Genomic DNA, 25414 nt, shown 5'->3' with positions numbered 1-25414 from the left:
TCAATCGAGGTATGAGCACCGCCGAGTCCGAACCGGTCGACCCGCAGGACGCGGAGGCCCTGCCGGCCGTCGCCCCGCAACTGCGTGAGCTGCGGCGCCGTGCCGCCCTGACGCTGGAGGCCGCGGCCCGCACCGCCGGACTCTCGCCCGCCCATCTCTCCCGCCTGGAGACCGGGCGGCGCCAGCCGTCCCTGCCCCTGCTGCTCGCACTCGCCCGCACCTACGGTACGACGGTATCGGAGCTCCTCGGCGAGACGCCCGCCGACCGGGACGCGATCGTCCGCGCCCCGGACATGGAGCCGACACGGGCGGGCGGCTGGACCTACTGGCAGGCGGGCGCGCAAGGCCGGGGCATGCAGGCGCTGCGGGTGCACGTGCCGCACGGGGCGCAGGGCGACATCGTGCGCGTCCACCCCGGCGAGGAGTGGCTGTACGTCCTCCAGGGGCGCCTGCGACTGCGGCTCGGCGACACCACGTACACGCTCGAACCCGGCGACAGCGCGCACTTCGACTCGCTGACCCCGCACCGGATCGCCGCCGCCGACCACCTCGGCACCGACCTTCTCTTCGTCCACACCCTGCTGCAGAGTCCCGCCACCGCGCTGTGCCTCGGCGGGACCTCGCACAGCCCCACCACGGGAGACCCGCGATGACGGAACCTGAAGCGCAGCAGCCCGACCGGACGGACCTCGCGGCCGTGCCCGCCAAGAAGAAGATGTCCATGGAGGAGAAGTTCCCCCGCGGACTCTGGGTCCGCCTCATCGTCTACGTGGCCGTCGGCCACGTCTTCGCGGCCTTCATCTACCTGCTGTTCACGCTGGGCGCGAAGAACCAGTAGGGGCTGGAGAGGGTCAGTCCAGGAGGTGTTCGCGGAGCCGCTCGCGCGTCTGAGGCGTCAGCTTGAGGCCGTCGGCGAGGTAGGTCTCCGTGTCGCCCCAGGTCTGCTCGATCGTCTCGAAGGCGGCTGCCAGATACTCGGCGCGGGCCTCGAAGAGCGGGCTGAGGAGCTGCATGACCTCGGGGGACATGGCGCTGGGGGAGTTGTCGCCGCGGCGCACCTTGTAGCGGCGGTGGGTGGCGTTGGACTCCAGGTAGTCCGCCTCGATGGCGTCGCGCTCGACGCCGACGGCAAGGAGAGTGACGGCGATGGAGAGGCCCGCCCGGTCCTTGCCCGCGGCGCAGTGCATCAGCGCGGGGACGCTGTCGGCGGCCATCTCGTTCAGGACGCGGCTGTGCTCGGCGGTGCGGTCCTTGATGATCTCGCGGTACGTCTCGGACATGCGCCCCGCGGCCTGTCCGTCGGAGAGGGCCGCGCGCAGCTGGTCTATGTCGCCGTCGCGGACCATCGTCCAGAACTCGGCGCCGTGGGCCGGGTCGGACAGCGGCAGGTTCACGTTGCGTACGCCGGGCAGCTCGACGTCCGGGCCTTCGAGCCGCTGGTCGGCCGCGTTGCGGAAGTCGTAGATCGTGCGCAGACCCAGGCCGGAGAGGAACGCGGTGTCGGCCGCCGTGGCGTGCGCGAGGTGGCCGCTGCGGAAGAGCCTGCCGTGGCGGACCCGGCGGCCGTCCGTGGTCGGAAGCCCGCCCACGTCACGGAAGTTGCGGACTCCGGTCAGCTCGGGCTCCGACAGGTCCGACAGCTCTGACGGCGGGACTTGCTGTGTCACGGGGGCTCCTCCCGTCCGGCCGCCGGCGCGGCTCGCCGGTGGGGGGTGCGGCTTCGACCATACGACATGGGTTCCTGAGGCAACCGCTGTCGCGCGACCCGCTGTGTATTCCGGGCTTGAACGAAACTTGACCGGTGGCTTATCTCACCCCCCGTCAACCCCTCCCTACGGTGGCGTAGGTCACTTAGCAAGGTGAAAGATATGACGACGTGAGAGCAGAGTCGACATCCTTCATCCCAGACACATTCACCTCCTACGCAGCGGTCGGCGACAGCTTCACCGAAGGCGTGGGGGACCCCGGTCCTGACGGAACGTTCGTCGGCTGGGCCGACCGCCTCGCCGTCCTGCTCGACGACCGGATGCCGGAGCACACGTTCCGGTACGCCAACCTCGCCGTGCGCGGCAAGCTGCTCGACCAGGTCGTCGCGGACCAGGTGCCCCTGGCCAAGAAGATGGGCCCCGACTTCCTGACGTTCTGCGCGGGCGGCAACGACATCATCCGTCCCGGCACCGACCCGGACGAGGTCGCCGAGCGGTTCGAGCGAGCGGTCGCCGACCTCACGTCGGCGGTCGGCACGGTCATGGTGACCACGGGCTTCGACACCCGCGGGGTGCCGGTCCTCAAGCACCTGCGCGGCAAGATCGCCACGTACAACGGCCATGTCCGCGCGATCGCCGACCGCTACGGCTGCCCCGTCCTCGACCTGTGGTCCCTCAAGACCATCCAGGACCGGCGCGCCTGGGACGGCGACCGCCTGCACCTCTCGGCCGAGGGCCACACCCGCGTCGCGCTCCGCGCGGCCCAGGTCCTCGGTCTCGAGGTCCCGGCGGACCCGGACCAGCCGTGGCCCCCGGAGCCGCCGCGCGGCACGCTGGAAGTGCGGCGCGACGACATCAACTGGGCGCGCGAGTACCTGGTGCCGTGGTTCGGGCGCAGGCTGCGGGGAGAGTCGTCGGGGGACCACGTGGAGGCCAAGGGCAGCGTGGACCCGTACACCGTCAGGATGCACATCGAGTCGGCGCCCTGAGCGGAGCCTGAGGGGGCTTTGAGCGGAGCCGTCAGCTCGTCGGAGCGGCGGCCGGGAGCAGACCGAGCTCTCGGTTGAGGGCCTCGTCCACCCACGCCAGCATGCGGGCGCGGGGGAGCGCGCCCTCGTACGCCGTCGTCTGGACCGCGAGGCCGTCGAGCAGGGCCGTGAGGCGAAGGGCCGCACTCCGGGGATCGGGGCACGTGAACTCGCCTGCTGCGACACCCTCCCCGATGACCTCCGCGATGGCCGCCTTCCACTGCTGGTCCAGGTCGCGCGTCACCGTACGCAGCGTGGGCTCGCGCAGTGCCGCGGACCAGCCCTCGATCCAGAGGCGCCAGCCCTTGGCCTGACCGGTGGGGGCGTACCAGCGGACGGCTGCGCGCAGCCGGCGCAGGGCCGTGGTGCGGCGGCTCAGGAGGGCGCGGAGGTGGGCGAGGTCGCCCTCGGCGGCGTGCGCGAAAGCCGCCGCCACCAGCTTCTCCTTCGTGGAGAAGTGGTACAGGACCAGCGCGTTGCTCACCCCGAGCGCCGCGGCCACGTCCGCGATGCGCACGGCGGCCACGCCGCGCACCTGGATCTGTTCGACGGTGGCGGCAAGCAGCTCCGCCCGCCGTTCCGCCACGCTCAACCGCACTCTCGCCACGCCGGGCAGCCTATCCATCTCTCGATCCCTGCGTGTCTACGCGTTCGCCCACCAGCCGAATCGCTCCCCGATCACCGGCAGCCTGTCGGCGACCAGCGCGTGGGCGGCCGCGCGCGGCGTCGTACCGTCCGCCTCCGCGCGGCACAGGACCCCATCGACCAGGGCCCGCATCGAGCGGCGCGTGTGCGCGAAGGCCTCGTCCGCGTCGGCCCCGATGTCACCGAACAGCGTCCACCACCACCAGGCGTTGGTAGCGGAGTTGACCACGACGTCCGGCAGCACGGTGACACCGCGCTCCGCGAGCAGCCGCTCCGCCTCCGGCAGGACCGGCATGTTGGCCGCCTCCGCTATCCAACGGGCCGTGATCCGCGCCTGGTTGACCTCGTCGATCGTGTACGACACCGCTGCCGGGACCAGGATCTCGGCCTCCGTGGAGAGCCAGGCCTCGCCCGGCAGCTCGCGGTCGCCGGGGCGCAGTGCCGAGCGGTCCACCGTGCCGTGCGCGTCACGGGCGGCGAGGAGCCCCTCCACGTCGAGCCCGGCCGGATTGGCGATCGTGCCCTCGACGTCGGCGACGGCCACCGTGATCAGCCCCGCGCGGGTGAGGAAACGGGCGGTCGCGCCGCCCATGGTGCCAAGGCCCTGCACGGCCACGCGCGCGCCCGCGTGCGCGTGGCCGTCGCGGTCGAGCGCCGCGAGAACCGCCTCGGCGACCCCGTGCCCGCCGACCAACTCGCCGAGACCGATCCCGTCGACCTCCACGGCGAAGGCGTCGGCCAGGCGTGCACGGGCCGCGGCCTCGTCGTCCAGGAGCGGATAGACGGCCTGAATGGAAGAGATCAAGCCTGCTTCCGCCGCCGCCTCGTCGACCAGATCCTGGCTCAGGCCCAGGTCCTCACCCGTGGTCCAGGAGCTCTCGACGTACGGCCGCACCGCCCTCAGGTAACGCACCAGGACGTCGTACGCCTCCGGGGCGCGCGGATCGCAGTCGATGCCGCCCTTGGCGCCGCCGAGCGGTATGTAACGGGCGCTCGGATCGTAGTGGAGGGCCTCCTTCATGGTCATCCCACGGGCGAGGCCCGCGACCTCGTCCAGGGTGCAGCCGGGGCGCATCCGCAGACCGCCGCTGCAGACACCCCGTACGAGGCGGTCGATGACCAGGAAACCCCTGTGGCCGGTGATGTGGTCGGTCCAGGTGAGGGAGAGGAGAGGCGTGGGAAGTGGGGGCATGGAACGCACTCCTACTGAATCGGGAATCAGTAGGAGTACACCACGCGACGGAAACACGGCGGGGCCGTACGTGGCCGATGCGGGCCCCTCCGGACGGCCGTTGTCGGAGGTGGTGCACATAATGGAGATCTGACCTACCCATTTCAGGAGGCGCTGTGTCCCGTTCGCTGAGCTCCGGGCTCCGCTCGCTCAGGACCGCCCCCTTCGGCGCGGATCCGGCCGGTGAGAGGCTCGCGAGGATCCAGAGATCACCGAACTTCGCCGACGGGACCTTCCAGAACCCCGAGGGGGCGCGGACCCGGCCCACCGGTTCCTCGCTCGAGTTCGCGAAGATCTACTTCCGTAAGGAGGAGCGGATCCGGCGCGGCCCTTCGGGCACCGTCCCCGTGCATGCCACGACCCTCGCCGACCTCGCCAAGCCTCCGGTCAGCGGATTGCGGATCACCTGGATGGGGCACTCCAGCGTGCTCGCCGAGATCGACGGGCAGCGGGTGCTCTTCGACCCGGTCTGGGGTGAGCGGTGCTCTCCGTTCTCCTGGGTCGGGCCCAAGCGGCTGCATCCCGTGCCGGTGCCGCTCGCGGCGCTCGGCCCGGTGGACGTCGTGGTGATCTCGCACGATCACTACGACCACCTCGACATGCCCACCATCCAGGCCCTGGCGGGCACGGACACGGTGTTCGCGGTCCCGCTCGGCGTCGGAGCCCACCTGGAGCGCTGGGGAGTCCCCGCCGACCGGCTGCGCGAGCTCGACTGGAACGAGGCCACGAAGGTGGCGGGCCTGACCCTGACGGCGACGCCCGCGCGCCACTTCTGCGGACGCGGCCTGCGCAACCAGCAGCACACCCTCTGGGCGTCCTGGGTCGTCACGGGATCCGAGCACCGCATTTACCACAGCGGGGACACCGGCTACTTCAACGGTTTCAAGGACATCGGCGCGGAGCACGGCCCGTTCGACATCACGATGATCCAGATCGGCGCTTACAGCGAGTTCTGGCCCGACATCCACATGACGCCCGACGAGGGGGTGCGCGCGCACCTGGACCTCCAGGGCGGGCGGCCCGACGGCGTGATGCTGCCGATCCACTGGGGCACCTTCAACCTCGCGCCGCACCCGTGGTCCGCACCGGGCGAGGGCACGCTCGCCGCGGCGGGCCGGGTGGGGGCGCGGGTCGCGCTGCCCGTCCCGGGGGAGCCGTTCGAGCCCGCGTCGGACGCCGCTCCCACGCAGCCGTGGTGGCGCGGTGTCGCGATCGAGCCGGAGGGTGGATGGACCCCTGCGGAGGACATCGCCGCGGGCACAGGGCGAGCCGAACCCACCGACCGCACTGAGCGTACGGAGGGCACCGGAGAGCCCGAGGCGGCGCGCGTCGGCTGACCGTACCGACCGGCTCTGGAGCCCTGTCGGCCGCCTGTCAGGCGGGCGCGGGCGCCAGGGCCGATCGGCCGGCCCCCTTGTCGGCCGGTGCGACGAGCATGGTGAACCAGACGGTCTTGCCGCTGGTGGTGGGCCGGGTGCCCCAGGCATCGGCGAGGGCTTCGACCAGGTACAGGCCGCGGCCGTCCTCCTCCGTGCTCTCGGCGAGCCGGGCCCGGGGCCTCGGCGTGCTGTGGTCGGTGATCTCCACGCCCAGTTCGCGGACGCTGTGCCACACCCGCAGATTGAGCGGCCCCCGTGCATGGCGGAACGCGTTGGTCAGGAGCTCCGAGGCCAGCAGGAGTGCCGTGTCGGCCTGTGCCATGAGCCCCCATTCCCGGAGCTTCGCCCTCAGGAATCGCCGTCCGGCGGGGATCGAGACCGCTTCACACTCAAGGCCTGTGTCCGCGGTGGCCAGTGGAGCCGTGGGGAAACTGACGAGCAGCAGGGTCACGTCGTCGGCGTACGTGTTCGTGTCCGGAAGCAGCGTGTGCAGAACGCGGTCGGCGGCGCTCTCCAGGCCGCCGGCACTGGCGACGGCGTCCTCCAGCATGCTGGTCACCAGCTTCAGGCGGAGGTCGATGTCGCTGCTCGACGTCTCCACCAGACCGTCGGTGTAGAGGGTCAGGATCGTCCCGGCCCGTAGCGGGAGGCGGACCTGCTGGTGCGGCACACCGCCCACCCCGAGGGGAATGCCGGTCGGTACCGGCAGCTCGCGGACCTTCGCGTCCGGTTCGATCAGGAGCACCGGCAGGTGACCGGCCGAACATACGGTCATCTCGCCCTGGGCCGGGTCGGCCTCCAGATAGACGCAGGTGACGAACGGCTCGGGCAGGTCACGGGTGAACGCGTCGAGCGTCTGCATCACCTCGCACGGCGGGAGCCCCGCCAGGGCCAGGGCGCGGGCCGCCGAGCGCAACTGCCCCATGACCACGGCCGCGTCCAGGCCACGCCCCATCACGTCCCCGACGAAGACGCCGACCCGCCCGGCCCCCAGGTCGATCAGGTCGAACCAGTCCCCGCCGACCCCCTGCCCCTGGGTCGAGGGCAGATAACGGCTGGCCGCTTGCGCACCGGGAATCTGCCGGGCGTTCCCCATCAGATTGAGGGCAAGGGCGATCTGCCGCTGCTGCGCGTGCAACTCGGTGAGCTCCGCCTCGGCCGCCTTGCGGTCGGTGATGTCGCGCATGAGCGAGCAGACGGCGGTGATGGACCCGTCGCGCGCGCGGATCGGCCACAGGGTCACGTCGACGTCCAGGACGCGGCCGCAGCTGGCCGTCCGGCGTGTCTCGTAGTGGTCGACCCGCTCGCCGCGGGCGATCTGCTCGAGCAGGCAGGCTTCCTCGTCCTTGAGATCGAGGGGCATGAGCATGTCGACGTGGTGGCCGATGACCTCTTCGGGCGTGTATCCGTACAGCCGTCGCGCCGCCGCGTTCCAGAAGGTGATCTCCCCGTCGAGGGTCTGCATGAGGATCGCGTCCTGTGAGGATTCGACCAGCTCCCGGAAGAACCCCGGCTGGCTTCCGGCGCCCCGCAGCTTCTCCACTGACATCACTGATGCCTCGCTTCACCTGACGCGTCCGCACCCGGGCGGAGAACCGCGTCCCCCGACATCGCCGCACGTCCACGTCGTCCATCACCTGTTGTGATGACGGATATTGCAGCACATCAGAGATCGCCTTCAGGGTTCTGCCGGTATTTCACCGATACGGATTCGCAGTTGTTCTTTCCGTGTGATTTCCCGGTGGGACGGGTGTCATATTGGGAATTTCGGTCACGCCGGAAGCGCCGGGCATCCTGTCGGCTCACCGCCGACCGCCGAACTCCCAGTCGTGGACCTCGATGTCGGCGTACCGGTCCGGGGTCAGGACGGCGCGTGCCGTCTCCGGGTCCGGGGCCCGGACCAGCGCGCCCGTGCCCAGCCAGACGGTGCCGTCGTCGGAAAGCAGCGGCCCGTACGCGATCAGTTCGGCCCGGTCGTGCGGTACGTCGAGGTCGGCCGGCTGTCCCGAGCCGAGGCCGATGACCAGGTACCGGTTGCCGCCCGCGCTGCCACCGGGGAAATCCCACATGGTGCGGGCCAGGAGGTTCTGCCACCGGCGCAGCAGGACGTCCCGGTACGCGCCCGCCTGGTAGTTGGGCTCGTCGAAGGCGAACGCGCGGGCGGCGGCGGGGTTCGGCAGGTCGACGATGTGCACGCTGCCGGTGGGCGTCTCGCCGTCGGCGGCGAACGTCGGTCCGCGCGCGATCAGTTCCTTCGCGTACTGGTCCATGTACGACCAGTGGTCCTCGATGAGCTCCTCGCGCAACGTGAGGGAGCCCGGCCGGTCGCGGTGGTAGCAGAAGAATTCCATGCCACAGACTCTCGTCCGACGGGCACCGGATTCGCAACGGAGTTCGACGATGATCTGAACTGGTGTCCGAAGGTGCATTCGGACGACCGTGCGACGTGTCATACCAGAGCGGGACGCTGGGTGCCGGACTTTGGCAACTGCCCCCCGCACTTCGAGCGTTGGTGACTACCGTGAGTGTCCACCGGTCGACGCAGGGATCATGGCAGCCATCACGTCTGTGCCCTCCCGGCCGGTACGGCGATGCCGCGAAGCCACGCGTCGCGCGCCCGTCGGAGCCCGCACCCTGACCGAGGACGCTGATGTCTCACCTTCGTGCACCGGCCGCCCGCGCAGACCGCCGTGAGGGCGGACGGCACGGCAGGCCCGGGCCTCGAGCCGCGCCGTTGCCCGAGGCCCGGATACGGCCCCAGCTCCTGCGCATCGCCGTGCTGCCCGCCGTCGCGGTGGTGCTCTGCGCCGGTGCCGCCGTCCTTTTCATCGTCCGCTCGGCCCCCGGCCCGCTCGACCCCGCGCACCTCGTCATCCTCGCCGCCGCCGGAGCCATCAGCCTGGCCAGCGTCGTGATCGCCGCCGTCGCGGCCGACCGCACCGCCACCTCCGTACGCGACCGCGTCGGCACCCTGCGACGCACCACCGCGCGCGGTCAGGCCGAGCTGCGCGAAGTCGTCGAGAAGCTGCGCCGCGGCGACGGTCCGCCCGCGCGCAGGGCACCGGCCAGATCCGCGCCGGACGGCGACGAGTTCGGGCTGCTCGCCGACGAGCTGAACCGGGCCCAGGACGTCGCCGTCGCCGCCGTCGTGCAGGCCTCGCAGCTCTCCAGCCACGCAGGGAGCGAACAGAAGGTCGAGGTCTTCGTCAACCTGGCCCGGCGCCTCCAGTCCCTCGTGCACCGCGAGATCTCGATCCTCGACGACCTGGAGAACGAGGTCGAGGACCCGGAGCTCCTCAAGGGCCTCTTCCACGTCGACCATCTGGCCACCCGCATCCGCAGGCACGCCGAGAACCTCGCCGTGCTCGGCGGTGCCATCTCGCGCCGCCAGTGGAGCAACCCCGTCTCCATGACCGAGGTGCTCCGCTCGGCCATCGCCGAGGTCGAGCAGTACTCACGGGTCAAGCTGGTGCCGCCGATCGCGGGCACCCTGCGCGGTCACGCCGTCGCCGACGTCATCCACCTCCTCGCCGAACTCGTCGAGAACGCCACGGTGTTCTCCGCCCCGCACACCCAGGTCCTGCTGCGCGCCAACCTGGTGACGGCCGGGCTCGCCGTCGAGGTCGAGGACCGGGGGCTCGGCATGCCCCTGACCGAGCAGAACAAGATGAACCACCTGCTCACCGACCCCGACCAGGTCAACGTCGCGAGCCTCCTCCAGGACGGGCGGATCGGCCTCTACGTGGTCTCCGCGCTCGCCCGCAGGCACGGCATCGCGGTCCGCCTCCAGACCAACATCTACGGAGGCGTGCAGGCCGTACTGATCCTGCCGCAGGGCCTGTTGGGCACCGAACCGCAGGAGGAGCCCGCCGCCGCGGGGCGCCCGCAGCAGGCGCCGCAGGCCGTACCGCCGGTCGCCCCCGTCGGCGTACGGGAAGCGGCACAGAAGCCCGCGGTGGCCCCCCACGCCCCCCACGCTCCTCACCCGGAACCGGTCCCCGTGGCGAACGGCTCTGCTCCGGTGGCGAACGGCTCCGCTCCCGCGGCGAACGGTTCCGCCCCCGTCCCGCTGCCCGTGCGGAGCAGGGAGGGCAGGCCGACCCCGGCCGAAGCCGTGCCGGGGATCCGGCCCCAGGACCGGCAGGCCGCGGCCGAGCACGCGGGGACCGCGCCGACACCCCTCAACGGCGCCGTGCACGGCCGGGTGGCAAAGCCCCTGCTGCCCAAGCGGCGCGCCCAGGAACACATCGCGCCCCAACTGCGGAACGGCCCTTCGCCCCGCCCGGAGAGCGAACACCACATCGGTCACGACCCGGGCCTGATGGCCGCCTTCCAGCGCGGCATCGGACTCGCCGCCGCACAGGAGCCGCGTGACCCGGCGCCCGGCCCCGACCTGGGCGCCTCCCGTGACGGAGGCGACCAGGGTGGCTGAACCGCACCACCCCGCAAGCCCCACGTCTGCCGAGGCAGACCCTCGTACCCCTAGGAGTCGATCCACCATGGCCAGCGATGCGCCGACCGGGCAGGTATCCGACCTCGACTGGCTGATGAGCGGACTCGTGCAGCGCGTGCCGCACACCCACAGCGCGGTCCTGCTCTCCTCCGACGGACTCGTGAAGTCGGTCCATGGCCTCGACCCGGACAGCGCCGACCACATGGCGGCCCTCGCGTCCGGGCTCTACTCACTGGGGCGCAGCGCCGGCATCCGGTTCGGCGACGGCGGGGACGTACGCCAGGTCGTCGTGGAACTCGACTCCACCCTCCTGTTCGTCTCCACGGCGGGCTCGGGCACCTGTCTGGCGGTGCTCGCCGGGCGCGACGCGGACGCGGCGGTGCTCGGCTACGAAATGGCGATGCTGGTCAAGAGCGTGCGCCCGTACCTCATGACGGCACCCCGGCAGCTCGCCGGCGAACCCGCCCCGATGAGGCATTGACCGTGGCGGCCCCGCACGACGGGCCATGGCTCGACGAATCCGCCGGACGGCTCGTCCGTCCCTACACGGTCAGTGACGGGCGGACCCGTCCGACCGCGCAACTCGACCTCCTGACCCAGGTGATGGCCACCGGAGGCCCGGTCACCGGCTACCTGGGCCCTGAGCACTCGGCGGCGCTCGGGCTCTGCGCGGCACCCACATCGGTCGCGGAGATCGCGGCGCAGCTGAAGCTGCCCGCGGTCGTGACCAAGGTGCTGCTCTCCGATCTCGTCGACTGCGGGGCACTCACCCTGAGAGCCCCGGACTTCTACCACAACCCCACCGACCGGTCCCTGTTGGAGGCAGTGCTCGATGGACTACGACGACAGCTCTGACCCCTTCCCCACCGCATTGAAGATCCTGGTCGCGGGAGGGTTCGGGGTCGGCAAGACGACCTTTGTGGGCGCGGTGAGCGAGATCTCGCCGCTGAGCACGGAGGAACTCCTCACCACGGTCAGCGAGGGCACCGACGATCTGTCGGGCGTCGAGAACAAGACCACCACGACCGTGGCCATGGACTTCGGGCGCATCACCCTCGATCCGGACCACGTGCTCTATCTCTTCGGTACGCCCGGCCAGGAACGTTTCTGGTTCATGTGGGACGAACTCTCCGAAGGCGCGCTCGGCGCGGTGGTCCTGGCCGACACCCGCCGCCTGGAGGACTGCTTCGCGGCCGTGGACTTCTTCGAGCAGCGCGGCATGGGATTCATCGTGGCCATCAACGAATTCGACGGCGGTCACCGCTATGAGCCCGAAGAGGTACGTTCCGCCATCGACCTGGATCCGCAGGTGCCCGTCGTGCGGTGTGACGCGCGGATCTCCAGCTCGGGCATCGCCACCCTCCTCACCCTCGTCAAACACCTCCTCGCCCACGCCCCGGCCGCCCCGAGCTACGGAGCCCACACCTGATGTACGACTCGACCGCGCACCTGCTGCTCACTCCCGTCGACAAGGAGGCGCCGAGCCGGGTGCGGCGGTTGCACAGGCTCGGCATAGGGCTCCGTCCCGACCTCGCCTTCGACGCCTTCGCCGACCGGCTCGCCGCGGTCACGGGCGTCCCGTACTCCATGGTCAACTTCATCGACGAGAACCGGCAGTTCTTCGCGGGCCTGCACACCCCGGACGGCACGGCGAGCCGCTACATGGAGCGCGATCACGGCTACTGCCCGCATGTGGTCGTGCGGCGCAAGGCCCTCGTCCTGGAGGACGTCCGCGACTATCCGCGCTTCGCGGGGAACCCGGTGGTCGACGAGATCGGGATCCGCTCCTATCTGGGCGCCCCGCTCATCGACCGGACGGGCATCGCGCTCGGCACGGTCTGCGTCGTGGACGTCGAGCCCCGGCCCTGGGGCAGGGCGGGTCTGGAGACGATCAAGGCGATGGCGGCGGAGCTGATCGAGCAGATCCACCGCCGGGAGGACGGCGGGATCTGACTCCTGTCGCCTCATACGTTCAGCTCGGTGCCGTCGGGGAAGTGGAGGGCGACGGTGTCGCCCTCCACCGCGCACGCGGTGGACTCCCTCAGCGCCGCGGGCCGGACGGTGTCCTGGGACAGGACGACGAGCGTGACGTGGATGCTTGCCCCGCCCTCGTGACCGGCGCACGTGAGATACGGCGTCGCCGAGTGCGGACCGTAGGCGTTGGCCGCCACCTCGCGGGCGATGCCCGCCTCCTCGTCCCACCCGTGGAGTGCGACGACGGCGCTGGTAAGACCGGCATCCGTGCGGGTGAGGGCCCAGCCTGGCCCCTGCTCGGCGTACGGCTGTGTCTCGTCGGCCACCGCGTAGCCGCCCTCGCGGACCGTCACACCGGGCGGGGCCTGGACGCGGTGGACGCGGACCTCCCACGGGCCGTGCAGCACGCTGGTCGTCTCGACGGGGAACTCGTCCTGCGTGCCCGGAAGGAGCGCGTCGTGGCGTGATGCGGCCACGCGTCCCTCGCACCGCACCGGGTGGATCCGGCGGCGGCGTGACGCTGTGCCGTCCGGCGCGAGCAGGGCCAGGTGGTTGTCCACGGTGCGCGCCCACGCGCTGGGGGCGGTCTCGGGGGCGGTGGCCGTGGAGTAGCCGAACTTGGCGTAGTGCGGGTCGTCGGCCGCGGGGCCCTCCAGGGGGTTGTGGTCGCTGCCGTGGTTGATCAGGCGGACGATGCCGTCGTGGCGCGTGCCGTGCAGGAGCCAGCCGGGCTCGGGGAGCGCCGTGTACTGGTCGGACTCCTCGACGGGGAGCGGGAGTTCGGCTTCCGTCCACACGGGGTGGTCGGCGGGCAGGAGCAGGCCGAGGAACCCCTTGCTCGCCCAGTACGGGGACGCCGGACCCGAGTAGGGCTGCGTGGACGGCAGGAACGTTCCGTACCAGCCGAGCGGCAGCAGCCCGCGTTCGTCGGGGACACCCCGCTCCACGAAGTGCCGTGCGGTGCCGGACGCGAGGCGCCGGGTGAGGCCGGGTGCCAGGGGAGTGCAGTTCGCCAGGGCGCCCATCCAGACCGGGGCGGTCGCCGCGAAGCGGTACGTCAGGGAGCGGCCCTGGTGGACGGGGGCGCCGTCGGCGCCGAAGAAGTGCGGGTAGGTGGCGAGGAACTGGGCGAGGCGCTCGCGGTAGACCTTGGCACGCTCCTCGCCGTCCGGGCCCGCCATGCGCGCCCACAGCAGCGGGTACAGGTGCATCGCCCAGCCGATGTAGTAGTCGAAGTTGCGTCCTTCGCCGTCGCTGTACCAGCCCTCGCCCCGGTACCAGTCCTCGATGCGGTCCAGGCCGCCGTCGATGTCCGCCTTGCTGTGCGGGGCGCCGACCGAGGCCAGGAACTGCTCGGACACCACCTGGAACAGACGCCAGTTGTTGTCCCACGTCCTGGCGCCGACGAAGCCGGAGAACCAGTCGACGACCCGCTCCTGTACCCGGGGATCGAGCTTGTCCCAGAGCCAGGGGCGGGTCTCGTGCAGGCCGATCGCGATCGACGCGGCCTCCACCATCTGCTGGGAGCAGTCGCTGAGTTCAGGCCAGGCCTCGCCGCCCGCGCCGTCGCGGTCCGTGCCCGTTGTCAGACCCCGCGCGTAGCGTTCGATGAGGTGGGGGTCCACCTCGCCGCCCGCTCCCGCGATCCGGAAGGAGGCGAGGAGGAACGACCTTGCGTACCCCTCGAGACCGTCCGACACGACCCCGGACCAACTGCCACGGCCCGGCAGTCTGTACTGCGCGAAGTTCGGCGTCGCGTACGGGACGAGTGCCTCCAGCTGCCGGTCGGCGAGCGCCTCCCAGTGGGACCGGGTCCAGCCCGTGCGCGGGGACAGGACACGGTCGGTGGGGGGCAGGGCCAGGTGCGGTGCGGGCATGGCGGGTCCGTGTCTCCTCTTCGGCGTGGGTGAGTCAGCGCAGGTGGGCGGTGTGCGTATGGCCGCGGGAGCCCGTGACACGGACGGTGACGAGGGCGCGGCGGCCCGGAGTGACGGTGACCGTGTCATCGGCGCGCACCACCTTCCGTACGGGGAAGGGCAGTTCAACGGTGACCGTCGTGCCCGTGCGGCCTGGGTCGGCCACGGCGAGGGAAATGCCGTCGCCGCCGCGTCGCGCGATCACGGTGCACGGGCCCGACGCGGTGATCCCGGCCGCGCTGCCCGGCTGCCAGAAGTGGGCGGCGACGAGACCGTGGCGGCGCGCCTCGACGGCCTGCGCGGTGGCGTTGTTGGCGACGACGCGGACCGGCCGTGAGAGGGACCAGGCGGCGGTCGCGGCGGCGCTCGCGCCGGGGAGGAGGACGTAGGTGTACGAGGACGCGGCGGGGGAGACACCGTGGTCGAGCAACAGGGTCAGATAGCGGCGGGTGACCTCAGTCGTGCTGCCTCCGGTGTCCGCGCCGGTGTTGACCGCCCGCCAGGTGCCGGTCCGCTCCTCGCGCAGGGCGTGCAGCGCCTGTGCGGCGTGATCGGGGAAGACATAGCCACCGGTGCCGTCGAGGTGGGCCCAGCGGGCGCCGGGCAGGGACGCCGACCAGCCCGTGCGGGAGGGCTGACGCCGGCCGTCGACCGTGAGCCGGGGCGCCCCGTCCTCGTACAGGTTCCGGTTCTCGACGACCGTCTCGATGCTCCGGCCGTCGCTCGCGGTGATGTCCGCGCCCAGGGCGATGACCGCGTTGTCGAGGAAGAACCACGCCTTCCTCGCCCGCAGCGTGCTGCCGTCGGCGATGAGCTCCATCGCGGCGGCGCCGTATCGGCTGTCGAGCACCGCGCCACCCGCGACGGCGTTCTTCGGAAGGTAGGTCCCGGTGCCACCGCCCGAGCCGATGTCGGCGCGCTTACGGGTGTCCACGGTGGTGCCCGGCAGGCGGTACGGATCGACCGTCGCCCAGAAGCCGTCCCCGAACTGCCCCAGGTCGTCGCCGTCGTAGAGATAGGCCATGCCGTCGCCGGTGTACCAGCCGTGCAGATTCTCGCCGTTGCCCGCCTCGTAGGCGGCGATGCGCTTCGAGGAGAGCGAGAGCGTGAGCGCCCAGCCGGGGCGCCGGTGCACCGCCCGGTCCATGTCCGCGAAGGCGAAGTGCCCGGTGAGCCGGTCGGTGGCCGGGACCGCGGCGTCGTCGAGTACGGCCTTGGCGCGGGCGATCGCGGGAACGCCGACCAGGCCCAGGTAGGGGTGGGTCTTGTTGCGCCCTATCCATCCCTTGACCAGCGCGCGCCAGCGTTCGGCGTACGCGGCCGGGGCTCCGTCCGCCAGCTGCAGGATGTTGGTGACGGCCGCCGCGCCGTCCTTGTGGTCCGGTGCCTTCTCGCGGGATGTCGCGCGTCCGCGCAGCGCGTCCATCATCAGGCCGTCGAAGACGACCGGCGAGAACGTCCGGTCCACCGCCTCGTAGAGGACGGACGTCTTCGGGTCGGTGACGGCCCACTCGGAGTCCGCGAGCAGCGCGATCAGCTGGCCCGCGCTGCCGAGCAGGACACTGCCGTACGTCCCCGTGTACGCGACGGAGCCGTGCTGCACGAACGACCCGTCCTCGTAGAACCCGTCGCCCGAAGTGACGTACGTGAAAAGGCTGTTCTTGCCCTTGTCCCGGACGTCGGAGAGACCGTCGCGGGCCAGGGCCAGCGTGGCCGCGTCCTTCGCCACCAGGCCGCGCAGCGCCACGATGACGGCCTTGTCGGCGCGGTTGGCGCCCGTCTCGGCCAGGGTCGGGGCGTTGGTGCGGCGGTCCGGGTCGGGGCAGAACTTCGCCACCGTGGAGACGTACTTGGTGACGTCGGCCGCGGGGATCTTCTCCCGCAGCAGCACGCAGGTGTCCATCAGGGCGCGGGGCGCGCCGATCTCCCAGAACCACCAGTTGCCGGATTCGGGGCGGCCGGTGTTGTAGGCGTCGGTGTGCAGGAAGCGCAGGGCGTCGAGCAGGGCGTCCGCCGCTTCGGCGCTCCCGCTGAGGGAGGTGCCGGGCGTGGCCCAGGCCGTCGCCAGCGTGCGCAGGCGGGTGTAGCTCTGGCCGAAGTTGCCCGGGTCCTTCGCGGGGGAGAGGTCGGCCCACAGGGCGCCGCGGCCCTCGGACCGGTCCAAGTCGCGCCACCAGGCGGACGCCTGGGTGTCAAGGACCTTCAGGGCCGCCGCGAAGTCCGGGTCGTCGGCGTCGAACGTGCCGCCGGTGAGCTGGGCCGCCGCGCGGGCCAGCAAGGTGTCGTACGGGTCCGGGTCCACGTCCGTTGCGCTCCAGGCCGTACCGCCCGCCGCCAGCGGCACGAAGGCGGATGCGGCACTCGCGGCGAGGATCGTGCGGCGTCGTGGTCCTGGTCCGGTGGAGCCGGAGTGGGGCGTGCGCATAGGGAACTCTCCCGTGAGCTGTGGTGCAGGAACCGAGATGCGTGGGTGATCCCGCGACAGCATGTAAGCGGTTGCTATGGCGCGCAAGAGGGCCGGGAATCTTTCTACGTTCTTTCTGTCCGGCACTGGCCTGTGCGGTGGGCGGCAGAGGGTTAACCGGTTACGGCCGGGGTGTTGACGCTGACAGTAAGCGATTACTACGTTGCGGCCCCATGGCTGAGAACAGGATCCGAACCGTACGAGCTCGCAGTACCCGGACCGTCCGCGCCGCGACGGCGACCGCGGTCGCCGTCGCCACCCTCGCGCTCGCCCTCCCCGCTCACGCGGCCCCCTTCACCCCGGCCCCGGGTGCGGACGGCGTCGGCGACCCGCTGTTCCCGACGCTCGGCAACGGCGGCTACGACGTCCGCCACTACGACCTCTCCTTCGACTTCACGCCGGTGACGTACGACTTCACCGGCACCATGAAGATCAAGGCGAGAGCCACCCAGGACCTGTCGTCCTTCAACCTCGACGTCGACTCGCTGGCCGTCGATGCCGTCAACGTCAACGGCAAGGCGGCCACATGGGCGATCGGGCCCGGTCAGAGCGGCCAGGAGCTCACCGTCACCCCGGCGGGCGGCCTGCGCGACCGACGCGCCTTCGACGTCGAACTGACCTACCACGGCAACGGCAGGACCAAGCCGATCGGCCAGCCGGGATGGCGCTACATGTCCGACGGCGGCTTCGCCTCCGCCGCCCAGGCCTCCCGCGCGGACACCTTCGCGCCGGTCAACGACCACCCGTCCGACAAGGCGACCTGGTCCTTCCACCTCACCGCCCCGGACGGCTGGACGCCCGCCGCCAACGGCAATCTCACGGGCACACGCAAGGCTGGTGCCTCGAAGAAGACCTGGGACTTCGCCCTCAAGTCCCCCATGGCGCCGGAGCTGTTGGGGATCTCCGTCAACAAGCAGACCTACATCCACGGCCGCGGGCCGCACGGCCTGAAGCTCCGCCACCTCGTCCCCGATGACCAGCAGGCCAAGTACAAGCCCATGGTCGAGGAGACCGGCGGGCAGGTGGCGTGGCTGGAGAAGACCCTCGGGGTGCGCTACCCGTTCGACACCTACGGCGTGCAGATCGTGCGGGACGGCTACAGCGACGCGCTGGAGAACCAGACACTCTCGCTCTTCGGTCCTTCCTGGTTCGACCGGCCCACCTACTCGACCACCATGGTCCATGAGCTGACCCACCAGTGGTTCGGCGACTCCGTCACCCCGGCCACCTGGCAGGACGCCTGGCTGAACGAAGGTCCCGCCGTCTACTACGCGGCCGTGTGGGCGGACCAGAAGGGCTTTCAGTCCATCGAGGAGAAGATGAAGACCGCGTACGCCGAGCTCGACGCGGTCCGCAAGACCGACGGCCCGCCCGGAAAGCCCACCGGGCTCGGCGGCTTCAACATCTACGACGGTGCGGCGGTCTCCCTCTACGCCCTCCACCAGCAGATCGGGCAGGGGAAGTTCGAGGCCGTCATGAAGGCGTGGCTGACCGAACACCGGCACGGCAACGCCTCCACGCGGGACTTCATCGACAACGCCGTCGAGGTCACCGGCGACGAATCGGTCGGTACGTTCCTGAACCACTGGCTCTTCGACCTCGACAACCCGCCCATGCCGGGCCACCCGGACTGGGGTGTGGCCAAGTGAGGCGGCCACGCGTCATCACCGCGGGGATGTGCGCCATCGCGGCCATCGGAGCGGTCGTCACCCCGCAGAGCGCCGCCGCCCGGACCGCCCCCGGCCCCAAGATCCTCCACGCCGCCCCGAACGGCTCCGGAGCGTCCTGCACCGCCACCCGCCCCTGCTCCCCGCAGGCCGCCCGTGACGCCGCCCGCACCGTCAGCGGAAGGGACGTACGCGTCGAACTCGCCGACGGCACCTACGAGATGAGCGAGCCGCTGAAGCTGGGCGCGGCCGACTCCGGGCGCGACGGGCACACCGTCACCTGGACCGCAGCACGCGGCGCCCGCCCCGTCCTGTCCGGCGGACGTGCGCTGACCGGGTGGCACAAGGGCGCCGACGGCACCTGGACGGCCGATGTCCCCGAAGGGGTCACTCCGCGCCAGCTGTTCGTGGACGGCGACCGGGCCGTGCGCGCGCGGGGCGCGGCCTGCGCGGCAAGCGTCTGCGACGCGACGAAGACCGGCATGACGGGCGCCACGGCCACCGGCATCACCAACTGGCAGCGGCCCACCGGCGCGGAGGCCGTCATCAAGGTCCGCTGGCGCGACTACCACTGCCGGACCACGGGCGTCGAAGGCGACAACCTCACCTTCGCGCGGCCGTGTTGGACCAACTCCGCGAGCGGCACGAACCGTACGGGCCCCGCCTGGGACTCCACCACCGTCGACTCCGCTCGCTACTCCGGGGTCGCCTTCTTCGAGAACGCCCGCGAACTCCTGGACACGCCGGGCGAGTTCGTCTGGGACGCGCAGGACCGCACCGTCACCTACCTCCCGCGCAAGGGCGAGGACATGCGGCGCGCGGGCGTGCTCACCCCGGTGACGGAGCGGCTCATGGTCGTCGACGGCGCCCACGACCTGCGCGTGCGGGGCATCGGCTTCGCGTACGCCGCATACGCTCAACCCTCCACCGACGAGGGCTACGCGGGCACCCAGGCCGGTCTCACCCTCACCGGAGCCACAGGACCCGTCGATCACGCCGGTCGGCACTACACCAAGCCGAGCGCGGCGCTCACAGTGCGCGGCGGTCGCCATGTGGACGTGACCGGAGTCGAGTTCACGCATCTGGGCGGCGCAGGGGTCGTCCTCGAAGCCGGTACCAAGGACACCTCCGTCACCCGCTCCCGTTTCACGGACCTGTCGTCCGGCGCCGTGTACGTCGGTGACACCGAGCCGAAGCCGGAGGCCGTGCTCGCGGGTGAGCGGAACACCGTCGCGTACAACACGATCCGCCGCACCGGCGTCGAGTACACCGACTCGGTGGGCATCTGGGCCGGGTACGAGGCCGGGCTCACCGTCGACCACAACACCCTCGCCGACCTGCCCTACTCGGGGATCTCCGTCGGCTGGGGCTGGAACCAGCCCGAGGCGCGGGAGTCCGTCCTGAGGGACAACCGGGTCACGAACAACCGGATCACCGATGTGATGCGCGTGGAGCACGCCCAGCACGACGGCGGTGCCATCTACACCCAGGGCGCGCAGCCCGGCACGGTCCTCTCCGGCAACTACATCAACCGCTCCGCCTACGGGAACACCGAGCGTGACGGCAACGGCATCTACCTCGACGAGCAGTCCTCGTACATCCGTGTCGAAGGCAACGTCATCACCCGCGTCGGCTACAAGTGGGTCTCCAACTGGGCCGATTACGGCATCCGGAACCACGCCACCGGCAACTGGACCGACACCGAAACGCCGGCCCTCACCGGCACGGGGTCGACGATGAAGGACAACCACACCAAGCTCGACCGACTCCCCGCAGAGGCGCTCGCCGTGGCGGCCCGCTCGGGCGCGCACCGAGCGGCTGCCGAGCAGCTGCGCCCCGACCTCGCCCGTACCGGCACCGCGTCCCAGTCCTCCACGGACGGCGCGGCCCCGGCGGCGTACGCGACCGATGGTGACACCTCCACCGACACCCGCACGCTGTCCGAGCAGGGCGCCTGGTGGCAGGTCGATCTCGGCGGCGTCCGGCGCGTGGGACAGGTCGAGGTCTGGAACAACGCGTCCATGACGACGGCCGACTTCGACGTCCAGATCGCGAGGACCGCGGACTTCGCCGACGCCACGACCGCGCACGTCACCGGACGATCACTTCGGCCCACACTCCTCGACACGGACGCGGAAGCCAGATACATAAGGATCAAGCTCACCGGGGCGGGACGCGTGGCGCTCGCCCAGGTGCTCGTCCATCCGTCACGTACGTAGGCACCACCCGAAGTCTCATAGATATCTGTACGGAAAGGCACACCATGACCGACCTCCGTCTCGGCGTCCTCGGCTACGGCCTGCGCGGTTCGCTGGCCCGCACCGCACACCGGCCCGGCGAGGGCTACCGCGTCACCGCGCTCGCCGACCACGACGTCACCGCGCGGACGGAGGCGGCCGTGGCCTTCCCCGGCGCCCTGATATCCACCGACCACCGCAAGGTCATCGAGGATCCGGACATCGACGCCGTCGTGATCCTCACCCCCGACCACACCCACGCGCAGCTCGCCTGCGAGGCGCTGCGCGCGAAGAAGCCCGTCTTCGTGGAGAAGCCCCTCGACATCGGCATCGAGGCCTGCGACGAGATCCTGCGGACCGCGTACGAGACGGGAACCCGCCTCTACGTAGGCCACAACATGCGCCACATGCCCGTGGTCAGGCTGATGCGCGACATCATCGGGCGCGGTGACATCGGCGAGGTCAAGACGGTCTGGGTGCGTCACTTCGTCGCCTACGGAGGCGACTGGTACTTCAAGGACTGGCACGCCGAACGGCAGAACACCACCGGCCTGTTGCTCCAGAAGGCAGCGCACGACATCGATGTCCTGCACTGGCTCGCCGGCGGCTACACCCGTCAGGTGCAGGCCCTTGGCGACCTCATGGTCTACGGGGACAATCCGCACCGCCGTGAGCCGGGCGAGCCGAAGACGGACGACTGGTACACCGAGGACGGTCACTGGCCGCCGAACACCCAGCGCGACCTCAACCCGGTCATCGACGTGGAGGACGTCTCCCTGGTCAACATGCGCCTGGACAACGGGGTGTTGGCCTCCTACCAGCAGTGCCACTTCACGCCCGACTACTGGCGCAACTACACCGTCATCGGTGACGCGGGCCGCCTGGAGAACTTCGGCGACGGCCCCGGGGGAGTGGTGAAGGTCTGGAACACGCGGCGCTCGACCTACCGCCCCGACGCCGACGCCGAGTACCCCGTGCCGGACGCCGAGGACGAGGGCGGGCACGGCGGATCCGACCCGCTGCTCATCGAGGAGTTCGTCCGTTTCGCCCGCGAGGGAGGGCGCACCGACACGTCGCCGGTCGCGGCCCGGATGGCGGTGGCGGCGGGCGTGCGCGCGACGCAGTCGCTGCGGGACGGGGGCACGCCGCGTGAGGTGCCGGTCCTCGACCCGGAGCTCATCGCGTACTTCGAGCGGGGTCAGACCCGGGCCTGAACGAGGGGCCTGAAGGAAAGCTGCGGCGGCGCTTAAGAAATCCTCGATGGACCAGGGCGCCGCCGTAGGGAAGATTCCTGTGTCGTCGGTGGAACAAGCGACGTACGACAGGAGCCGCTGCGTTGAAGGCGCTGGTCAAGGAGAAAGCGGAGCCGGGTCTCCGGCTGATGGACGTACCGGAGCCGGTGATCGGCAACGGAGACGTCCTGATCAAGGTGCTCCGCACCGGGATCTGCGGCACCGATCTGCACATCCGGGCCTGGGACGGCTGGGCGCAGCAGGCGATCGCGGCGCCGCTGGTCGTCGGGCACGAGTTCGTCGGCGAGGTCGTCGAGACCGGGCGTGACGTCGCGGACATCAAGATCGGCGACCGGGTCAGCGGCGAGGGCCACCTGGTCTGCGGCAAGTGCCGCAACTGCCAGGCGGGCCGCCGCCACCTGTGCCGCGCGACGGTGGGTCTCGGCGTCGGCAGGGACGGGGCGTTCGCGGAGTTCGTCGCGCTGCCCGCCGCCAATGTGTGGGTGCACCGCGTCCCCGTCGACCTCGACGTGGCCGCGATCTTCGACCCGTTCGGCAACGCGGTGCACACGGCGCTGTCGTTCCCGCTGGTCGGCGAGGACGTGCTGATCACCGGGGCGGGGCCGATCGGCCTGATGGCGGCGGCCGTGGCCCGGCACGCGGGTGCCCGCAACGTCGTCGTCACGGACGTCAGCGAGGAGCGCCTGGAGCTGGCCCGCAAGGTCGGTGCGAGCCTGGCGCTGAACGTCGCCGAGACCTCGATCGCCGACGGTCAGCGCGAACTGGGCCTGCGCGAGGGCTTCGACGTCGGTCTGGAGATGTCCGGCAACCCCGTCGCGATGCGCGACATGCTCGCCAACATGACGCACGGCGGCAAGATCGCCATGCTCGGCCTGCCGGCCGAGGAGTTCGCCGTCGACTGGTCCCGGATCGTCACCTCCATGATCACGATCAAGGGCATCTACGGCCGCGAGATGTTCGAGACCTGGTACTCCATGTCCGTGCTGCTCGAAGGCGGCCTCGACCTCGCCCCCGTGATCACCGGACGCTACGGCCACCGTGACTTCGAGGCGGCCTTCGACGACGCGGCGAGCGGCCGCGGCGGCAAGATCATCCTCGACTGGACCTCCTGAGACCGGACCTCCTGAGACCGGACCTCCTGAACCCCGACCGTCCCGACCGCCTCAGCTGCTGAAGGAATCAAGCATGTTCGACTCCGTACGCGACGACCTGCGCACCACCCTCGACGAGATCCGCGCCGCGGGCCTGCACAAGCCCGAGCGCGTCATCGGCACCCCGCAGTCCGCCACGGTCGGCGTCACCGCGGGGGGCCGCCCCGGCGACGTACTGAACTTCTGCGCCAACAACTACCTCGGCCTCGCCGACCACCCCGAGGTGATCGCCGCCGCGCACGAGGCCCTGGACCGCTGGGGCTACGGCATGGCGTCCGTGCGCTTCATCTGCGGTACGCAGGAGGTGCACAAGGAGCTCGAGGGGCGCCTGTCCGGGTTCCTGGGCCAGGAGGACACGATCCTCTACTCGTCCTGCTTCGACGCCAACGGCGGAGTCTTCGAGACGCTGCTCGGCGCCGAGGACGCGGTCATCTCCGACGCGCTCAACCACGCGTCGATCATCGACGGCATCCGGCTCTGCAAGGCCCGCCGCTTCCGCTACGCCAACCGCGACATGGCGGACCTGGAGCAGCAGTTGAAGGAGGCCTCCGAGGGCGGCGCGCGCCGCAAGCTCATCGTCACCGACGGCGTCTTCTCCATGGACGGGTACGTCGCCCCGCTGCGGGAGATCTGCGACCTCGCCGAGCGCTACGACGCCATGGTGATGGTCGACGACTCGCACGCCGTCGGCTTCGTGGGCCCCGGCGGGCGCGGTACGCCCGAGCTGCACGGCGTCATGGACCGCGTCGACATCATCACGGGCACCCTCGGCAAGGCGCTCGGCGGCGCCTCCGGCGGCTACGTGGCGGCGCGTGCGGAGATCGTCGCGCTCCTTCGCCAGCGCTCGCGCCCTTACCTCTTCTCGAACACCCTCGCCCCGGTGATCGCGGCGGCCTCGCTGAAGGTCATCGACCTCCTGGAGTCGGCGGGCGACCTGCGGGAACGCCTCGCCGCGAACACGGCGCTCTTCCGGTCGCGCATGACGCAGGAGGGCTTCGACATCCTGCCCGGCGACCACGCGATCGCCCCGGTGATGATCGGCGACGCCTCGGTCGCGGGACGGATGGCCGAGCTGCTCCTGGAGCGCGGCGTGTACGTGATCGGCTTCTCGTACCCCGTGGTGCCGCAGGGCGCCGCCCGCATCCGCGTCCAGCTGTCGGCCGCGCACTCCACGGACGACGTGAACCGCGCGGTGGACGCCTTCGTCGCGGCGCGGGCGGAGCTGGACGCCTGACGGTGTCCGGGCGCCCTCGGGTGGCTGAGGGGCTTGGCCGGGCCGCCGGTGTCGGTGAGGTCCGCGGTTTGGGACAATCGACCCCATGATCGAAGCGCGACGGCTGCACATCCTCCGTGCGGTGGCCGACCACCGCACGGTCACGGCGGCTGCCGCCGCGCTCTACCTCACGCCGTCCGCGGTCTCCCAGCAGCTGACCGCCCTGGAACAGGAGACCGGCCACCGCCTGGTCGAGCGGGGGGCACGCGGGGTCCGTCTCACCCCGGCGGGCGAGATCCTGCTCTCCCACACGAACGCGGTCCTCGCCCAGCTGGAACGGGCCGAGGCGGAGCTCGCCGCGTACGACTCGGGCGAGGCGGGGACGGTGACGGTGGCGTCCTTCGCCACGGGGATCGCCCTGGTGGTCGGTCCCGCCCTCGCCCGTCTTTCGTCCGGTGCGCCCGGGATACGCGTACGGGTGCAGGACGCGGAGGGCGACGCGAGCCTGCCGATGGTGCTCGACCGGCAGGTGGATGTCGCCGTGGCGGTGGAGTACCGGGGCGCGCCGGGTGCGGACGATCCGCGCCTCACGCGGGTCCCGCTGTACGTCGAGCCGTTCGACGCGGTGCTTCCCGAGACGCATCGCCTCGCCGGGTCGGAGCGCGTGCCGCTCGCGGAACTCGCCAAGGACGCGTGGATCGGGCCCTTCGCGGGCAACCCCTGCCATGACGTGGTGATACTCGCCTGCGAGGCCGCGGGCTTCCAGCCCCTGCTCGAACACTGGTCGGACGATTTCCGGGCGGTGGTCGCCCTTGCTTCAGCGGGCATGGGCGTGGCCCTGGTGCCGCGGTCGGCGCTGCGCGGCATGGACGTCTCGGGGGTGGTGATCCGCCCGGTGGAGGGCGTCGCTCCCACCCGCCGGGTGTTCGCGGCGGTGCGGTGCGGGGCGGAGGAGCATCCGCTGATCCGTCCGGTGCTCGACGCGCTGGGAGAAGCGGCGGAGTAGCGGCGGGGTAGTGGTGGGGCAGCGGTGGCGACCGGCCCGCGGCCCGGCCCCGTCGGCGGTGCGCCCCGACGGGACAGGGCCGGGTGCGGAG

The 25414-nt window shown here is 71.2% G+C and carries 22 protein-coding genes; 15 read left to right on the top strand and 7 right to left on the bottom strand.

Going from position 1 to position 25414, the window contains the following annotated elements; genetic code table 11:
- The first annotated feature begins 11 nt into the window (after positions 1 to 11).
- On the top strand, positions 12 to 653 hold the full coding sequence (locus ACWFRJ_RS11225) for a helix-turn-helix domain-containing protein (protein WP_453527354.1): 642 nt from the start codon (positions 12 to 14) through the stop codon (positions 651 to 653).
- A gap of 68 nt (positions 654 to 721) precedes the next feature.
- The gene (locus tag ACWFRJ_RS11220) at positions 722 to 838 is read left to right on the top strand and encodes a DUF6126 family protein (protein ID WP_453529566.1); all 117 of its coding nucleotides are present in this window, start codon (positions 722 to 724) and stop codon (positions 836 to 838) included.
- Between the two features lie 13 nt (positions 839 to 851).
- Here the strand turns inward: ACWFRJ_RS11220 and ACWFRJ_RS11215 are convergent, their stop codons facing one another.
- Positions 852 to 1667 (bottom strand): tyrosine-protein phosphatase, encoded by an 816-nt coding sequence (locus ACWFRJ_RS11215; protein WP_453527352.1) that lies wholly within the window; start codon positions 1665 to 1667, stop codon positions 852 to 854.
- A gap of 209 nt (positions 1668 to 1876) precedes the next feature.
- Here ACWFRJ_RS11215 and ACWFRJ_RS11210 point away from each other — a divergent pair, with 209 nt between their 5' ends.
- The gene (locus ACWFRJ_RS11210) at positions 1877 to 2695 is read left to right on the top strand and encodes an SGNH/GDSL hydrolase family protein (RefSeq protein WP_453527349.1); all 819 of its coding nucleotides are present in this window, start codon (positions 1877 to 1879) and stop codon (positions 2693 to 2695) included.
- Positions 2696 to 2726: 31 nt separating this feature from the next.
- On the opposite strand, the gene ACWFRJ_RS11205 is transcribed toward ACWFRJ_RS11210, so the two are convergent.
- On the bottom strand, positions 2727 to 3359 hold the full coding sequence (locus ACWFRJ_RS11205) for a TetR/AcrR family transcriptional regulator (RefSeq protein ID WP_453527346.1): 633 nt from the start codon (positions 3357 to 3359) through the stop codon (positions 2727 to 2729).
- 18 nt (positions 3360 to 3377) lie between these two features.
- Positions 3378 to 4571 (bottom strand): Glu/Leu/Phe/Val dehydrogenase dimerization domain-containing protein, encoded by a 1194-nt coding sequence (locus ACWFRJ_RS11200; RefSeq protein ID WP_453527343.1) that lies wholly within the window; start codon positions 4569 to 4571, stop codon positions 3378 to 3380.
- A 155-nt stretch (positions 4572 to 4726) separates the two neighbouring features.
- Between ACWFRJ_RS11200 and ACWFRJ_RS11195 the strand changes: the two genes are divergently transcribed.
- Entirely contained in the window at positions 4727 to 5947 is a 1221-nt protein-coding gene (locus ACWFRJ_RS11195) for an MBL fold metallo-hydrolase (RefSeq protein ID WP_453527340.1), read from the top strand.
- Between the two features lie 37 nt (positions 5948 to 5984).
- Here the strand turns inward: ACWFRJ_RS11195 and ACWFRJ_RS11190 are convergent, their stop codons facing one another.
- Together ACWFRJ_RS11190 and ACWFRJ_RS11185 are read right to left on the bottom strand one after the other, a co-directional pair.
- Complete coding sequence (locus tag ACWFRJ_RS11190; protein WP_453527337.1) at positions 5985 to 7538, bottom strand: ATP-binding SpoIIE family protein phosphatase; 1554 nt, start codon at positions 7536 to 7538, stop codon at positions 5985 to 5987.
- Between the two features lie 253 nt (positions 7539 to 7791).
- On the bottom strand, positions 7792 to 8340 hold the full coding sequence (locus ACWFRJ_RS11185) for a YciI family protein (protein WP_453527334.1): 549 nt from the start codon (positions 8338 to 8340) through the stop codon (positions 7792 to 7794).
- 299 nt (positions 8341 to 8639) lie between these two features.
- On the opposite strand from ACWFRJ_RS11185, the gene ACWFRJ_RS11180 reads away from it, so the two are divergent.
- The 5 genes from ACWFRJ_RS11180 (at position 8640) to ACWFRJ_RS11160 (ending at position 12395) form a co-directional block, all read left to right on the top strand.
- A complete protein-coding gene (locus ACWFRJ_RS11180; protein WP_453527331.1) occupies positions 8640 to 10421 on the top strand; it encodes an ATP-binding protein in 1782 nt (593 codons plus the stop codon).
- A gap of 67 nt (positions 10422 to 10488) precedes the next feature.
- Entirely contained in the window at positions 10489 to 10923 is a 435-nt protein-coding gene (locus ACWFRJ_RS11175) for a roadblock/LC7 domain-containing protein (RefSeq protein ID WP_365855210.1), read from the top strand.
- 2 nt (positions 10924 to 10925) lie between these two features.
- The gene (locus tag ACWFRJ_RS11170) at positions 10926 to 11297 is read left to right on the top strand and encodes a DUF742 domain-containing protein (protein ID WP_453527328.1); all 372 of its coding nucleotides are present in this window, start codon (positions 10926 to 10928) and stop codon (positions 11295 to 11297) included.
- A complete protein-coding gene (locus ACWFRJ_RS11165; protein WP_453527325.1) occupies positions 11275 to 11871 on the top strand; it encodes a GTP-binding protein in 597 nt (198 codons plus the stop codon). Before ACWFRJ_RS11170 ends, ACWFRJ_RS11165 begins: the two co-directional genes overlap by 23 nt.
- On the top strand, positions 11868 to 12395 hold the full coding sequence (locus ACWFRJ_RS11160; RefSeq protein ID WP_453529563.1) for a GAF domain-containing protein: 528 nt from the start codon (positions 11868 to 11870) through the stop codon (positions 12393 to 12395). Before ACWFRJ_RS11165 ends, ACWFRJ_RS11160 begins: the two co-directional genes overlap by 4 nt.
- Positions 12396 to 12406: 11 nt before the next feature.
- Here ACWFRJ_RS11160 and ACWFRJ_RS11155 read toward each other — a convergent pair whose 3' ends face one another.
- Positions 12407 to 14293, bottom strand: coding sequence for a DUF2264 domain-containing protein (locus ACWFRJ_RS11155; protein ID WP_453527322.1), 1887 nt, complete (start codon positions 14291 to 14293; stop codon positions 12407 to 12409).
- 34 nt (positions 14294 to 14327) lie between these two features.
- Entirely contained in the window at positions 14328 to 16757 is a 2430-nt protein-coding gene (locus tag ACWFRJ_RS11150; RefSeq protein WP_453527319.1) for a polysaccharide lyase 8 family protein, read from the bottom strand.
- 212 nt (positions 16758 to 16969) lie between these two features.
- Here ACWFRJ_RS11150 and ACWFRJ_RS11145 point away from each other — a divergent pair, with 212 nt between their 5' ends.
- From ACWFRJ_RS11145 to ACWFRJ_RS11120, 6 genes are all read left to right on the top strand, one after another.
- Positions 16970 to 18445, top strand: a complete 1476-nt coding sequence (locus ACWFRJ_RS11145) for a M1 family metallopeptidase (protein WP_453527316.1) — start codon at positions 16970 to 16972, stop codon at positions 18443 to 18445.
- A 26-nt stretch (positions 18446 to 18471) separates the two neighbouring features.
- Positions 18472 to 20682 carry a right-handed parallel beta-helix repeat-containing protein gene (locus tag ACWFRJ_RS11140; RefSeq protein WP_453529560.1) on the top strand — a complete coding sequence of 737 codons (2211 nt, stop codon included), beginning with the start codon at positions 18472 to 18474 and terminating at the stop codon, positions 20680 to 20682.
- A 44-nt stretch (positions 20683 to 20726) separates the two neighbouring features.
- Positions 20727 to 21914: a Gfo/Idh/MocA family protein gene (locus ACWFRJ_RS11135; protein ID WP_453527313.1), complete on the top strand. Its 1188-nt coding sequence runs from the start codon at positions 20727 to 20729 to the stop codon at positions 21912 to 21914.
- A gap of 122 nt (positions 21915 to 22036) precedes the next feature.
- A complete protein-coding gene (tdh, locus tag ACWFRJ_RS11130) occupies positions 22037 to 23065 on the top strand; it encodes an L-threonine 3-dehydrogenase (RefSeq protein WP_453527310.1) in 1029 nt (342 codons plus the stop codon).
- 73 nt (positions 23066 to 23138) lie between these two features.
- Positions 23139 to 24338, top strand: a complete 1200-nt coding sequence (locus ACWFRJ_RS11125) for a glycine C-acetyltransferase (RefSeq protein WP_453527307.1) — start codon at positions 23139 to 23141, stop codon at positions 24336 to 24338.
- An 85-nt stretch (positions 24339 to 24423) separates the two neighbouring features.
- On the top strand, positions 24424 to 25323 hold the full coding sequence (locus ACWFRJ_RS11120; RefSeq protein WP_453527304.1) for a LysR family transcriptional regulator: 900 nt from the start codon (positions 24424 to 24426) through the stop codon (positions 25321 to 25323).
- The last annotated feature ends 91 nt before the right edge of the window (positions 25324 to 25414 follow it).

Source organism: Streptomyces sp. NPDC055239, assembly GCF_053606205.1.
The sequence above is the reverse complement of the archived record's forward strand: the minus strand, read 5'-3'. Positions and strand labels throughout refer to the sequence as shown.